Raw genomic sequence first — 14,372 nt, 5'->3', positions numbered from 1 at the left:
GACATGGATAAAAGAAAACTAAAAAAGATAGCTATTATGGCAGTACTCATTGGTACGGTCATTTTTTTATTGTTTCTTTCGCTATTTACGGTTACGCAAGCTGCTGGCTTGGTCGATGATACGGTATCCGAAGATAATCTTTATTCACTTTACCCACTGGATCACTACCAATTAGATTTTTATGTAGACAGCGGTTGGGATTGGCTTCCTTGGAATTGGGATGACGGGATAGGTAAACAGGTCATGTATGGATTGTACACCATTACCAACTTTATTTGGATTATCAATCTCTATTTATCCAATGCCACTGGCTATTTGGTGCAGCAGGCTTATTCCCTCGATTTTATTTCGGAAACAGCGAACGCTATCGGGAAAAACATGCAGACCCTAGCTGGCATTACGTCACAGGGATTTGGTGAAGATGGCTTTTATGTTGGCTTCTTGCTTCTATTCGTGCTTATTATCGGAATTTATGTCGCCTATACAGGGTTATTGAAACAAGAAACGACCAAAGCCATGCGAGCTGTGATTAACTTCTTGGTTGTCTTTATTTTGTCAGCGTCTTTTATTGCTTATGCTCCCACCTATGTCACGAAAATTAATGATTTTTCTGCGGACGTAAGCGAAGCAGCCCTTGATTTGGGAGCGAAAATGCTTATGCCAAGTTCTGATAGTCAGGGACAAGATAGTGTCGATATGATACGGAATAACCTATTTTCCATTCAAATAGAGCAGCCTTGGCTACTCTTGCAGTTTGATAACTCGGATAAAGAAGCCATCGGGGAAGAACGAGTAGACACGTTGGTTTCTACCAGTCCAGACGCTAGGAATGGGAAAACACGTGAGAACGTGGTGAAAGCAGAAATTGAAGATCATGATAATAAGAATTTAACGATTACTAAGACCACTACTCGTTTAGGGATGGTCTTTTTCTTATTTCTATTTAATATTGGGATTTCCATTTTCATATTTTTGTTATCTGGAATGATGATTTTCTCCCAACTGCTTTTTATCGTATTTGCGATTTTCCTGCCAATCAGTTTCTTATTGTCGATGATTCCCAGCTTTGAAAACATGGGGAAACAAGCAATCATGAAACTGTTCAACGTCATTATGTTACGAGCTGGTATTACACTTGTCATGACCGTTGCTTTTAGTATTTCGTCCATGTTGTACAGTTTAACCAGCTCCTATCCATTTTTCTTAATTGCTTTCTTGCAGATTGTCACATTCGCAGGAATCTATATGAAACTCGGTGACATCATGAGTATGTTCAACTTACAGAGCAATGATAGCCAACAAGTTGGGCGAAGTGTTATGCGTCGTCCAAGACAAATAGCTCACCGCAGTACCCGCCGATTACAGCGTTTGTCAGCCAACAAACAAAACCAGAAGGAATCAAACAATAGTGAGAAAAGGTCATTTAGTCAGAAACTCGGACAATCGACTGGAAAAGTGTTAGATACCAAAAATCGGGTACGCTCCAATATTCAACACCGAAAACAGCAAGTCAAAGATTTACCAACAACCGCAAAGTATGCTGTCGCACAAGGAAAGGAAAATATCAAACGATCAGGAAAGGATTTTAAGAAGGGAATATCCCAAACCAAAGAAAATCGGCAACGTGAAAATGTGGAACGTACAAGCAAGCACCGAAAAACCATTGCTGAAAGACGACAAGCATTGGATCACCAACAAAAGAAAAAAGATTCCTCCAAGAAACAAACCGCACAAAGGAAGTCTGTTTCCCCTCTTACAAAAGAGAAACAGCAAATAAAGCCTAGAGACAAGACCATTCCTAACAACCAACCAAAACAAGTACCTGAACGAAAAGAAAGACCACAAGCGTTAAACAACAAGCAAAATAGAAAAGCAAAACAACCTTATACAACTACTAATAAAAAAAAGAAACCTCAGTCTAAAACAAGTCCTAATCGGCTGCCAAAACAGCAAAAACATCCTGTCCGCCAACGACAAGCGGTTAGGAGAAAACGCCAATGATGTTTTTAAAAGCGAAAATCACGTTGATTGTTGGAGGGTTTGCTTTTTTGACATTTCTAGGATTATTAGCGTTTGTCGCTATCTTTATTTCTGACGAGGATGGGGATTTCGATACATCTATGGATATGAGTTCTTCAAATGATTTAAGCAATGAAGGATTGTCAGAGGTTGTGTTAGCCCATCAGTCAACCGTTGAGAAATATGCAACGGAATACAATATTAGCGAACATGTTCCTATTTTGCTGGCGATTATCGCAGTTGAAAGTGGTGGTACTGCCGAAGATGTTATGCAATCCAGCGAATCGCTAGGACTTCCTCCTAACACGTTAGATACAGAAACGTCGATTGAACAAGGCACAAAATATTTCGCAGAGTTATTACAATCAGCGGAAGCAAAAGAATTAGATACAGAAACTGCTATTCAAAGCTACAACTTTGGTGGCGGTTTTATTGATTATGTGGCGAATAACGGAAAAGCATATAGTTTTGACTTAGCGGAAAGTTTTGCGAAAGAGCAAGCAAATGGAGAGAAAGTAACGTATAGCAATCCCATTGCAGTAGAGAAAAACGGAGGTTGGAGATACAGCTATGGAAATATGTTTTATATGGATTTGTTGCAACCTTACTTGACGGATTCCAGCGAATCTTCTTCTTTTGAAGATAATACTTTTCAGGCTGTCATGGAAGAAGCATTAAAATATAAAGGTTTACCCTATGTTTTTGGCGGTGATAATCCCGATACGTCTTTTGATTGTAGCGGGCTAACCCGATGGGTCTATCAAAAAGCTGGCATTGAGCTTCCACGCACCGCCCAAGAACAATATGACGCTACGGAATCTATTCCTTTGTCAGAAGCAAAACCTGGGGATCTGGTTTTCTTTCATTCTACCTATTCGACCGCAAATTATGTAACGCATGTTGGTATTTTCGTTGGTGATAATCAAATGTATCAAGCTGGTGATCCGATTGGTTATGCAGATTTGACTTCATCGTACTGGCAAGAACATTTAATTGGTGCAGGACGAATCAAAAACTAATGGAGGGATAATTAACATGAAATTACCTTTTCGTAAGAAAGAGAAACAAGTCAAGCCAAAGAAAGAAAAAAAGAAAAAAGTAAAAACGGTTGGGAAGCGAAAAAAATCAGTCGTCTTTTTATGGATACTGCTTCTAAGCAGCCTTACCTTTGGAATCTATAAAAACTTTACCGCTATCGATCAGCATACAATTCACGAAAGAGAAACTGTGGAAAGTCATATTGTAGATACAACAGCGATTGAAAGTTTTACACGAAACTTTGTGAAGGACTATTACACATGGGAAAATGAATCTGAAGCATTAGAAGAACGAACAGAAAAACTGACAGACTACCTCACAGAAGAATTGCAATCCTTAAATACGGAAATGATTCGAGAGGATATTCCGACTAGTGCCAGTGTGCAAAATATAAATATTTGGTCAGTGACAGAAGAAACGGAAAATACTTTTTCAGTGGTTTACTCTGTTCAACAAAAAATCACAGAAGATAAAGACAGCTCTTTTACAAATGCAACCTATCGTATTGTACTCTATCAAGATGAACAAGGAAATCTAGTGATTACGCAAAACCCTACCTTGTGGGACAGTCCGAACAAATCTGATTTCATACCAGAACAAGTAGACAGTGACGAATCGGTAGAAACCGAAACAGCAGAAGAAATCACTGAGTTTTTAGAAACCTTCTTTGCTTCATACCCTACCGCAACAGAGCAAGAATTGACCTATTATGTGAAGAACAATGCTTTACCCGTTATTAAGAAAGAGTATACGTTTTCAGAATTGATTAATCCTATTTTTCAAGAACAAGATGATCAGGTTAAAGTATGGGTCACAGTGAAATATTTAGACGAATCTACAAAAGCAATACAGCTTTCACAGTATGAACTCATATTAGAAAAAGATAATAACTGGATAATCGTTGAATAGATTTTTTTATCAAAAACAATTTCTTGTGGCTCCTTTCTTAATGGCTGTTGTTGTCATGATTCTAACAGCGCTTATCATGGGGGCTGGCGGTGATGCTTGGCCGGTTGGACTGGTCAATGACTCCGACAGTGTAGAATCACAGGAATTTATAGAGAATTTAGATACTGTACATTCCAATATAACACCTTATTTTTCTATTATGGAACTGGAGCACGAAGAAGCTAGTGCTGCCGTTAAAGACGGAAGATTGCAAATGCTTATACGTATTCCAGATGACTTTCAGCAATCACAGACGGTTTATACCGAAACCTTTAATATTAATACTGATATGATGAAAAATGTTCGGCTGCGGGGAACATACTATTTTGAATCAACTTGAAAATAATAATGAACTTGCCGCTGCTCCAGAACTTATTACAGAGAAAGAAGAAGATGTTTGGCGAGAATCCTTTATTGCAGGCAGTAGTGTCTTGCTTGCCCTTATGTTTACTGCTACATCACAGCTGCAAATTTATTTGCTTTTGATATAGAAAACCGAACAAAGAAATATCCCTTACCCCGTTGAATACTATGTTGGGAGGAATAGGAACCATTTTGACATCCATCTTAATGGCGTTTGCCGCATCTATATCTACGATGAGTAGGGATGCTTGTATTCCGATTGGAACCTCAAAATTTGTTGACAATTTATATAGGTATCATACCTGCTTTAATTGCTTGCTCTATTTTGGGTATTATCATTGCTCAATTTATTAAAGAGGTATCGAGTTATCCAGCCAATCATTATCGTGACATTCATGGCAACCTTCTTTGGTGCCGGTGGATATAACAGTATCGCCGGATTACCACCGATTGCCAGAGTATTTTCTGAAGTATGGGGGTTCTCTTATATATTTTAATGGTTTAATCCCGTGCTTCACAGTTTTAGTAACGAATTAAATGTTAGCCAATATATTATTTTAATTGCAGTTGCTTGTGTTTTTATTGCGTTACTACCAATTGTTTATAAAAGAGAGCTATTAGCAACAAATAGTGCAGGACAATAATAAGTCGGTCCTAAATAGTGGTTTCATGTTTAAAGTCATTCTAAAGTTAAATATCTTCACTATCTATTTGAGGAACTCCCAAATATGGATACGTCTGATAAGGAAAAATTAGCATACTTCTTACTTTGATCACCGACACTTCCTGGAAATGTCGTGTTCCCAACCAATCTTAATAAATCATAACAACAGTCCATATCTTTTCATAGGTGTGGACTATTTTATGCTTACCTTTCATCAATACTTTAAATATATTCTTTAAAAATAAGAAAACCAAATGACATATGCTGTATATTAATTTTGAGTGTAGTTAGTTCGCAGACCAAACGTAAACACCTATCCTTTTTTTATCGGGTGTGATACGGCGTGCAGGTTATACGTTACATTGTGTGCATCTTATGCAGTGAATCATATAAAAAACCCTCTCCTAAAAAGAAGGGGTTTCTAACATTTTCATCTTGGAAAGTCCTCACACTGGAACAAAAGTTGAAAGATGTGGTTTCATTATAACATATTTTATAAGGGTGCACCTTAACTTGCTGCTTTTTTATCACCTTTAAACTTCACCGTAGTAGTACCCACCGGAACGGTTATAAAGCTGAGAGATAACAAAAATAACAAAAACAACATCCCCGCAAGAAGATACAGTGCATTTGGAAATCGAATATATTGAGACCAAAATAACACAATAAACCCCACAAATGACAAATACATAAACAGGGTGTGAAAAACGTTCTTATAAGAGGGCGGCCTGATCCATAATCGAGTCGTTACATATTGCTTCAGATGTGCCACTTGATAGATGCTTTTTTGACATCTCTTATTAATATAGAAAAATACTAACAACACCAGGAAGAACGCAATCAGGACAATAATCGTATTGAAGAGTGGTGTCCCTGGAAGATTGAAGTAATATCCCAATAACCATATTGAATTTGCTGATAAACCAACAATCAGTCCAGCTGCTATCTCTTTCGGTTCTGTTTTCATTCGTCCTGGATCTGGAACTTTCAATTCCTCTATAATTTCTTGATTATTAACTTGGTAAACCTTATTCGGCAATATCCAAAAGTAAAATGGAAAGAAGAATTTCCAAAAAACTGTCCCATATCCAGGATATAGGTTTGATTATCAATGGTCAGGATACGATATCTGAGATTTTTCCAAACGCCGTTCACTTTGCAATGCATTGAATATTTTCACTCCTTGGTTTGAAAAACAATATAAATATAATAATATTTCCAAAAGAAAACCTCTCTATTGTATCAATAGAATTTTTTGCAAAGCTCTCACTGATCGTATCTTCCACTTGGGAGAAGGACCCTGAGATTATATTTCTCATATAATATTTTCTTTCTTTTTTTAATGTTTATTGTGCTTACACTCATTTTATAAAGATGAACTCATTGAGTATTGCCTCATCTCTCACAATCTCTGCTTTTTTATCTTTCTAAATTTCACGCCCTGATATCTAAGTTCTTTTTTATTTTTTGTTATAATAAAAGTGCACAGTACACATTTTAAAAATAAGGTGATGTTATGACTATAACAGGAACAGATGCAATAAGTCTAAAAATACTGGAAGCGTTTGAACAGGGTATAAAAATAAAAGATGTCCCGTCTAAATTTTCCGTATCGCTGGACCAGGCGAAACGGTTAAGTCATTATCGTAAGATGAAGAACTTTCGGACTCCAATCTACCGGCGCCCATGACGGGCAGAATCAAAGACCTCGGATTAAAGGCCCTGTATCTCGCGCCGATATTTCAAAGCGAAGATTGGGATGACCTGGTTGAAATGCTAAGCGTAGTAGTGTTTCTATGATATGGGGAATCATTTTAGTTGTGGATACAATCGTTGCTTCAACCCACGTATTTCAGCAAAAAAGTAATTGTTAAGTTATAATAAAGTTGTTTTACTTTTGAAGATAAGAAGCCGCATTTTTCAAAGAAGAAATGCGGCAGATAAAAAAATAATTCTTAAATTTTGACCGTGATCATCAATGCGTAAGATCCATTTAGCGAAGATTTTTTTTATTGAGTTGAAGGTTTCCTTATTTCTTCCTCAAATTTAGTCGAAGCTTTTCTACATCACCATCTAGAATGTAATCAATATTTGCATTTATTTGCTTGATGTCTAGATCCCACCACCTTACTTCCATTAGTTCTGCAATCTTTTCTTCAGAAAATCTTTTCTTAATGTATCGTGAAGGGTTACCACCGACAACTGTATAAGGTTCTACGTCTTTCACTAAAACCGACTTTGCTGCAATAATAGCTCCGTCTCCTATCTTTATCCCTGGCATGATTGTTACGTCCCTTCCAATCCAAACATCGTTCCCAATTTCTGTGTTTCCCTTGTAAGGTAAATCTTCCAATGTAGGGGCATATTTCTCCCAACCGTTTCCGAAAAGATTGAAAGGGTATGTTGAACCATTCATTCTATGATTAGCTCCGTTCATTATAAATGTGGTACCTGGTCCAATTGAACAAAACTTCCCTATCAATAACTTATCTCCAATGGCCTCATAGTGATAAAGAACTTGGTCTTCAAAGTTTTCACCATCATTACTGTCATAATAAGAATAATCCCCCACTACAATATTAGGCTTTGTTAGAGACGGTTTAATAAACTGAACATGCTTATTACTTTTAATAGGATGTATCTCTTCTGGATTAGGTCCTAATTGGTTTTGTGATTTCATATACAATGTTCCCTCCAGTTTTATTTACCCAATTTAAGTCTGCCAATTTTGTTACATTGTAACGCAAACCATATGAAACCATCTTTATCATAGGCAATACCATGTGGCTCTGCATTTTCTGTTTGGATCTGATATTCAAAAATCGATCGATCATTTGTCATCCTGCCTATTTGATTGGAAGCCCATTCAGTAAACCATAACTCATGGCCTTCCCCCGCAATGATCGCATGTGGACGTGCATTTGTAGTTGGAAGTTTATACTCGCTGACTTCTCCAGCAGTCGTGATTCTCCCTATTTTATTACCCATTATTTCGACAAACCAGAGTGCACCATCGTTACCACTGGTGATGCCTACCGGCCCTGCTTTTTGTGTCGGAAGAGGGTATTCTGTTAATTCCCCAGTATCAGTCATTTTACCAATCATATTATTTTGATTTTCAGTGAACCAAAGTGCATGATCAGAACCTAAAGTAATAATTGAAGGAAAAGAACCCTTAGTCGGAAGAGCATACTCATACATATCACCATCAATTGTCAATTTCCCTATTCGGTTTCCATTCAATTGCGTAAACCATATGTCACCATTTAAGCCTTCAGTTATACCATAAGGTGCGGAGTTTTTATGTGGCAGGGGATATTCTGCAAAAACACCTGATGGTGTGAGCTTTCCTATTTTATTGGCAGCATACTCTGTAAACCATATGTCACCACTGGAAGATACAATTAAACACATCACTTGAGCATCATTAGTGGGGACTGTAAATTCTTGAATCTCACCAGTTTTATTCAGACAACTAATTTTGTTTGCTTTATGTTGCGTAAACCATATCTTTCCATCTTGTGCTACACCTATCCCATACGGTCCGGAATCAGGTGTTGTTAAGTTAAATTCTTTTAAATCAATGTCCATTTAGACCCCTCCATCAATAACTTTTGAAACGCAAAACTCCAATGCTCAATTCCTGAGATAGAAGGTAGTGTAGTTCATAATATAGTCTTAAAACAGATTTGTCTCCAAAGCTGTTAAGACTTAGTAAAAGTACATTACAATAATCCGATCCCAGAAGGCAATCATCAATTTGGAATAGTCAACTATTTTTATTTAATATACGAACTATTTATAAGCTTCTTTCTTATTAATTTCTTCAATCAATTTAGAGATTAATAATTTTAATGAGGCGTTGACCTCACTTTTTACAAATCCCCCATCTGCGTTCAATTTACTATCTGCTCCTGAAATCAATAATAATCCACCTTTGAATACATTCGCATTTAGCATACTTAAATGAAGTTGCAATGCTTGGTGAGCATTCTCCCCATTACCTGAAGCTGTAATGACTGCTACTGGTTTTGTATAGAGCTCAGCAGATGATACCAACCACTCAAGTGCATTTTTCAAAACACCGGGAACCCCCTTTATATATTCAGGTGTACAAATAATGACCCCATCTGCTCTCGAAAGTAACTCTCTATACACCTGTACCTCTTCCGGCGGTTGGTCACCATCTAATTCAGGATTAAAATGCGGAAGGTTTTCAATAACATTGTATATTCCATAGTCAACATTTTCAGGTATAAAGTTTTTTAGGCTATAAAGCGCTTTTTGGGTTGATGATTGTTTCCGAATACTTCCCGATAATGCTACAAGATTAATCTTTTTTTCGATATGATCCTCTCCCATAATTAGTAATATTTTTGGTGTTAGTGTTATTAGTTGATTGTTCCTTTTATACGTTCAAGAAGTGTTATGATTCCACATAAAAAAACCATAGAATTCCTTCATTTCAGCAATGTAGGTAACACACCTTTGAAAATCCTTCTTGTTTCTATTGAGGGCATAACAACCCAATGAGATTAATTAGTGAATCCGAAACAGCTTTAGGTTCTACCAGCATATGAAAATGCCCTGCATCAAATTCATCGTATCTCCAACCATAACTTTGAGCTTTTTCAGCAGGCTCTGTGTAGGCTTGGCTAAATTTAATATATCCACAAGGCACATCAGGCCAATTAGGATAGTAAGGCATAGGTTCTTCGAAAAAAGGAAGTCCCATTGGTCGAGTCTCAGCGAGTACACCTTGACGAAATCCATCTGGGATGATTTCAGACAATTCCTTATCGGTCCATTCAGGATAAAATTTCCCTGCTTCCAAGTGATTTTTCAATGACGATGCTAGCGCAGATGAACTTGTTTTCATCTCTTCAAGCTGGCTCTTTCCCCCGTGCGGTAGACTTGCATCTACAAAGATATTAGCTGCTATCGGATGAGGACTGTATGCATTAATTGCAGGCAGTAAGGGACCGGCTCCGCTATGCCCAACTAATACGATTGGTTGATTATTTGAAATGGCCTCTAATCTCTTTGCTACTCCCTGAACGTGCTGAGTCCAAATAGGAGTTGACTTTTCAATTATGCTGGGGAGAGTTGGCACAATGGTTCTGATATCTCTCCGTCGTAGTTCTCGTGAGACCGGAGCCCAGGTGTTAGGTCCAACTATGGGGCTGTGTACAAGTACAACATTCAATTCCATTTAATATTACCTCCAATTATTGTTGTTTTAATAGAAACACATTGTTAATGGCTGGTTCTCAAAGATAGATTAAATTAATATTGAAATAAAAATAACTGCAATTAGCCTTTTGCCCCGCCTTCTTATTATTTTATATACTTTATTTCAGATTCTTATTTTCCAACATTCTCATCAATCTCTTCAATCGGAAGTGATTTCATTGGAATTGGAGAAGACTGAATAATCGTTGTGGTAGTAGAGCCATATAAGAGAAACTGATCTAAAATTCTATCGAGTTGATCTATTGCCGGTATATATACCTTGAGAATAAAACAATCTTCACCAGTTATTCGGTGACATTCTACTACTTCAGGAATAGATAACGCTAGTTCAGCAATTATTGAAAGTTTTCCTGAGTTAGGACGTATACGAATATAAACCCCTATTGGTAATCCAAGGGCAGCAGGATTCAGGTCTAATGAATATCCTTTTATCACCTCACTTTCCTCCAATCTCCGAACACGTTCCGTGACAGAAGGAGAAGATAATCCTACTCTTCTTCCTAATTCGGTCATCGTTAATCGAGGCTCCAGTTGAAGTTCTTGAAGAATTTTGAAATTAATTTCGTCAATTTCACTTTTATTAAAATCATAGGAAAAGAGCTTTTTATTCATTAAATGTTTAGGCATTTTATATTTTCCTCCTTAATTAGGCCATGTAAAATAATTGATTATTATTTTACTATATAAATTGAGAAGTTAAGGAGGAGATAATGTGCCAAAAGAAAATGCGGTTTCAAAAAATGGAGTTCCCCCTCATATTTATTTTTTAATAAGTGCTATTTTTCATTACTTAGGTTCTTCTTTTTTCCAGTATCAGCGTACTTGGTGTCGCCTGGTTCCGAATAGCCACAGCCGCTGGTTTTTTTATGATCTGGCGGCGTCCATGGCACCGTTTCTTTCAGTTGACCTGGGACCAACAGCGTATTGTTATTGGACTCGGTATCGTTCTTGGACTTATGAATGCCAGTTTTTATATAGCTATTGCTCGAATTCCTCTAGGGACGGTTGCTGCAATTGAGTTTTTAGGCCCCATTATACTAGCTGCCCTGGGGGTGCGTAATCTACGGAATGTCGTTGCACTACTATTTGCTGCAATAGGAGTATGGCTCTTAACAGATGTCAGATTGGAAGGAGACCCACTCGGTTTTATTTTTGCTTTCGCTAACTGTATATTTTTCATAATCTATATTATGCTTGGACACCGAGTTGCCAGTGATGGTGGCTCTTCCGGCATTGATCGGCTGAGTATAGCAATGGTCGTGGCTCTTTTTACTGTTACACCTATTGGGATAAATGGAGCTTTGCCAGCGATAACATCTCCTATTTTACTTTTGGCTGCTTTAGGTGTTGGCGTTTGCTCTTCTGTCATTCCTTACGTATGTGATCAACTGGCTATGGCTAAATTATCTAGATCGACTTTCTCCCTTTTACTTTCTATATTACCGGTTACAGCAACATTGATAGGGATATTAGTACTTCATCAGTTTCCAACCATTTTAGAAGTTATTGGAATTTTTTTAGTTGCAAGCGGTGTGCTTTTGCATCAGACCAAGAAAACATAATCAAAATAAAATCAACGTTGAAAAATAATCTTATAACAAAAAAGGAAAACGTACTGATTGATATTACCATTGAACTTCGTAGAGAGAAAATACGTACCTACTTGATTGGATATTTTTTAGATTCATATAAAAGCCTAATTTCTTCAAAATTAGGCTTTTCTGTTGGTTCCATTATCAAAAACGTGCGTTTATTAATCCTTCACTCCATTTTTAGAAAAATCACTGCTGTTCGATACGAGTGAATCATTACTTTCCATTTATTGATCTAAAACCCGCTAATTAAAGTAACAACCTTAATTCGAATTCCATTCTAGATCTATATTCAATTAGACATGGAGAATCTATATATTCGATGGAGCTTTTATTCCTTGGGCAATAACGAAACGGTTCCAACTGTTAATTGCCACAATAGCCATAATAATTTCTCCAATTTGTTTATAATTGAAGTAATTTGTGAGTTCCTTATAGGCGTCATCAGATACTTTTTGATGAGGTAATGTTGTCAACTCTTCAGTTATTTGTAATGCAGCTCTTTCTTCATCCGTATAAAAAGTACTGTGTTTCCAGCCACTTAAGCCAAGCATTCTTTGATCTGTTTCTCCATTTTTACGAGCTTCTTTAGTATGCATATCTATACAGAATCCGCACCCATTCAACTGTGATGCCCTAATTAAAATCAGGTCAATAGTTATTCGAGGTACGCTCACTTTCTCTAAATACTTGTCAAACCCCATCATTGTTTCCATCGCTTGCGGGTCTTCCATCATTACATTTACTCTTTCCATAAATAATTCTCCTCTCAGAATGATTTTTCGCATACTATATACCAGAGGACCTAATTTGCGGTACTTTTCAATTACGTTTGATACATCACATGATGCATATTATATTAGTTGATGATCCTTCACTTCATCAACATCACCTCCAGAAATGATTTTTATGACCATACACTAAATAAAGAACTTTCTAAATGGTCCTATTTTGCTTCTCGTTAAAACCTGCAGGCTTATCTCCAACTAAACCCAACAAAAACATTTGAGAATAAGCAAAACCTTGATACGTTTTTGAAACAATTGATGGAACTGTCAGTTCAAGATCCAGATAAGTACTTAGTACTAATTGTGAGAATTGTTTTTGATCGGTCAAGGAATATTCCTGGAGTTGATTTGCAAACTCCTTACTAACATATTCTCTGCCTCCTAACACTTGTTGTAATTCGTATCCTGCCATATATAGCTCAGCAGCAACCTCTTCATCAGGTTTTTGATGTTTAGCTACATAACTTGAAATCCAGTCACGTATTAATGTGGAGGTATCTTTGTTATTTTCCTTAGCAACTTGTTGAAAACGTTCTTTTAAATCTTTTGATATACGTACTTGCAAGCTTGTATTCATTTGGCTGTTAACTCCTTTAATATAGTTAAAATCATTATAAGTTATTAGCAATTACAATGTCAATACAATGTATTGACAAACAATCCACGTTGGAATTTATCCATTCACCAATAAACGAACCTATTTTTTAGAGTTCTGGAATCTTTAAGCATAAAAGAACATGATTCTAACAATTAAAGAAGAAAGCTGTTTCCTTTTATAACTTCTTATCTATATAGAATATTCATTCACTACTTCTTTTAAGAAAAGCAACTATACCTTGCTCTTAGCGTTACTGATATCAATTTTATATTTTATAACCAAGATTTCCAGCTAATCTAGCCAACCCTCCAAGAAATATTTTCTGGATAAACCTAGGCGGACCCTTAAGGTAACCATCAATACATTCCCAAGCAACTCCAAGCCAGAGTGGATTACGCGGTATCCCATTTTTTGTTAGTTTTCCTTCACACTCTAATTTGTGCATTAGAACGAACATTTTCCAATGTTGCCCCGGTGGACGAATTTCGTGAATGACTTCTAAATTACCATCACTTACATTCCAAAACTGATGAACTTGATTGGGAAGAATGATTATTTCTTCTCCAGCCTCAAGCGTTATTTCTTGTCCATCCACTAAAAAGCGCATTCTTCCTTTTATAATTATAAATTTTTCTTTCAACAAAGGATGAGAGTGCGCCCCATTAACTGCTCTTTGTTGTGTCATTCGGTGTCCTAATGTTATATATTCCCCGTCTTCATCCTGGCCTGCCTGCAGAAAAGTAATAGTTCTTCCATCTGGATAGACAAGTTCCTTCCCAATTTCAACAGTGTCTCTAACTTTAAATTTTTCGGGCATTATCTTTTCCTCCCGCCTTTGGTTATCAAAATCCAAAATGAGAAAAATGTTATAACACATAGACGTTCAAATAGAAACTTAATATTAATGCTAATCATGAATATCTACATCAACTTACCACAACCAAAGATATAACCGTATTCATTTTTTTTGGTATACTCCTAGGGTATATAAGACAAACCAAACTCATATATTATTCAAATGAAAGGAGGGCGATCTGGTAGCCCTTTACTAGTATCGATTTGTAAATATACAGATAATCCTTAAACCCGTAATTATTTTATATGTTACA

Annotated in this window: 16 protein-coding genes and 1 pseudogene; 8 read left to right on the top strand and 9 right to left on the bottom strand. The window is 36.7% G+C overall.

Annotation, left to right across the window (positions count from 1 at the left end; genetic code table 11):
* The first annotated feature begins 3 nt into the window (after positions 1 to 3).
* The 6 genes from MKY45_RS07150 to MKY45_RS07125 all read left to right on the top strand — a co-directional run bounded on the left by MKY45_RS07150 (position 4) and on the right by MKY45_RS07125 (position 4,865).
* Positions 4 to 2,001, top strand: coding sequence for a CD3337/EF1877 family mobilome membrane protein (locus tag MKY45_RS07150; RefSeq protein ID WP_445667625.1), 1,998 nt, complete (start codon positions 4 to 6; stop codon positions 1,999 to 2,001).
* Complete coding sequence (locus MKY45_RS07145; protein WP_341172794.1) at positions 1,998 to 3,038, top strand: bifunctional lytic transglycosylase/C40 family peptidase; 1,041 nt, start codon at positions 1,998 to 2,000, stop codon at positions 3,036 to 3,038. The genes MKY45_RS07150 and MKY45_RS07145 overlap by 4 nt, the downstream gene beginning before the upstream one ends.
* 16 nt (positions 3,039 to 3,054) lie before the next feature.
* A complete protein-coding gene (locus tag MKY45_RS07140; RefSeq protein ID WP_341172793.1) occupies positions 3,055 to 3,966 on the top strand; it encodes a conjugal transfer protein in 912 nt (303 codons plus the stop codon).
* Positions 3,959 to 4,345: an ABC transporter permease gene (locus MKY45_RS07135; protein ID WP_341172792.1), complete on the top strand. Its 387-nt coding sequence runs from the start codon at positions 3,959 to 3,961 to the stop codon at positions 4,343 to 4,345. Before MKY45_RS07140 ends, MKY45_RS07135 begins: the two co-directional genes overlap by 8 nt.
* Complete coding sequence (locus MKY45_RS07130) at positions 4,332 to 4,496, top strand: hypothetical protein (RefSeq protein WP_341172791.1); 165 nt, start codon at positions 4,332 to 4,334, stop codon at positions 4,494 to 4,496. Before MKY45_RS07135 ends, MKY45_RS07130 begins: the two co-directional genes overlap by 14 nt.
* Positions 4,497 to 4,706: 210 nt before the next feature.
* Positions 4,707 to 4,865, top strand: a complete 159-nt coding sequence (locus MKY45_RS07125; RefSeq protein WP_341172790.1) for a hypothetical protein — start codon at positions 4,707 to 4,709, stop codon at positions 4,863 to 4,865.
* 675 nt (positions 4,866 to 5,540) lie between these two features.
* Here the strand turns inward: MKY45_RS07125 and MKY45_RS07120 are convergent.
* Positions 5,541 to 6,101, bottom strand: a pseudogene (locus tag MKY45_RS07120) (DUF443 family protein); the annotation flags it as partial.
* A 447-nt stretch (positions 6,102 to 6,548) separates the two neighbouring features.
* Between MKY45_RS07120 and MKY45_RS07115 the strand changes: the two are divergent.
* Positions 6,549 to 6,722, top strand: coding sequence for a hypothetical protein (locus tag MKY45_RS07115; protein WP_341172789.1), 174 nt, complete (start codon positions 6,549 to 6,551; stop codon positions 6,720 to 6,722).
* 339 nt (positions 6,723 to 7,061) lie between these two features.
* Here MKY45_RS07115 and MKY45_RS07110 read toward each other — a convergent pair whose 3' ends face one another.
* The 5 genes from MKY45_RS07110 to MKY45_RS07090 form a co-directional block, all read right to left on the bottom strand.
* Complete coding sequence (locus MKY45_RS07110; protein ID WP_042532670.1) at positions 7,062 to 7,712, bottom strand: Vat family streptogramin A O-acetyltransferase; 651 nt, start codon at positions 7,710 to 7,712, stop codon at positions 7,062 to 7,064.
* 20 nt (positions 7,713 to 7,732) lie between these two features.
* On the bottom strand, positions 7,733 to 8,623 hold the full coding sequence (locus MKY45_RS07105) for a Vgb family protein (protein WP_042532668.1): 891 nt from the start codon (positions 8,621 to 8,623) through the stop codon (positions 7,733 to 7,735).
* Positions 8,624 to 8,827: 204 nt separating this feature from the next.
* The gene (locus MKY45_RS07100) at positions 8,828 to 9,394 is read right to left on the bottom strand and encodes an NADPH-dependent FMN reductase (protein WP_042532666.1); all 567 of its coding nucleotides are present in this window, start codon (positions 9,392 to 9,394) and stop codon (positions 8,828 to 8,830) included.
* A 145-nt stretch (positions 9,395 to 9,539) separates the two neighbouring features.
* Positions 9,540 to 10,244 (bottom strand): alpha/beta hydrolase, encoded by a 705-nt coding sequence (locus tag MKY45_RS07095; protein ID WP_042532665.1) that lies wholly within the window; start codon positions 10,242 to 10,244, stop codon positions 9,540 to 9,542.
* A gap of 152 nt (positions 10,245 to 10,396) precedes the next feature.
* Positions 10,397 to 10,912: an Lrp/AsnC family transcriptional regulator gene (locus MKY45_RS07090; protein WP_341172788.1), complete on the bottom strand. Its 516-nt coding sequence runs from the start codon at positions 10,910 to 10,912 to the stop codon at positions 10,397 to 10,399.
* Between the two features lie 239 nt (positions 10,913 to 11,151).
* Here MKY45_RS07090 and MKY45_RS07085 point away from each other — a divergent pair, with 239 nt between their 5' ends.
* A complete protein-coding gene (locus MKY45_RS07085) occupies positions 11,152 to 11,847 on the top strand; it encodes an EamA family transporter (protein WP_341172787.1) in 696 nt (231 codons plus the stop codon).
* 341 nt (positions 11,848 to 12,188) lie between these two features.
* Here the strand turns inward: MKY45_RS07085 and MKY45_RS07080 are convergent, their stop codons facing one another.
* The 3 genes from MKY45_RS07080 to MKY45_RS07070 form a co-directional block, all read right to left on the bottom strand.
* Positions 12,189 to 12,632 carry a carboxymuconolactone decarboxylase family protein gene (locus MKY45_RS07080; RefSeq protein WP_341172786.1) on the bottom strand — a complete coding sequence of 148 codons (444 nt, stop codon included), beginning with the start codon at positions 12,630 to 12,632 and terminating at the stop codon, positions 12,189 to 12,191.
* Positions 12,633 to 12,813: 181 nt separating this feature from the next.
* Positions 12,814 to 13,242 carry a ribbon-helix-helix protein, CopG family gene (locus MKY45_RS07075; protein ID WP_042532661.1) on the bottom strand — a complete coding sequence of 143 codons (429 nt, stop codon included), beginning with the start codon at positions 13,240 to 13,242 and terminating at the stop codon, positions 12,814 to 12,816.
* Between the two features lie 286 nt (positions 13,243 to 13,528).
* Positions 13,529 to 14,080 (bottom strand): cupin domain-containing protein, encoded by a 552-nt coding sequence (locus MKY45_RS07070; protein WP_341172785.1) that lies wholly within the window; start codon positions 14,078 to 14,080, stop codon positions 13,529 to 13,531.
* Between the last annotated feature and the right edge of the window lie 292 nt (positions 14,081 to 14,372).

This window comes from Oceanobacillus sp. FSL K6-0251, from assembly GCF_038004725.1.
Classification (GTDB): domain Bacteria; phylum Bacillota; class Bacilli; order Bacillales; family Amphibacillaceae; genus Oceanobacillus; species Oceanobacillus oncorhynchi.
This window is presented reverse-complemented; position numbering and strand designations above follow the sequence as displayed.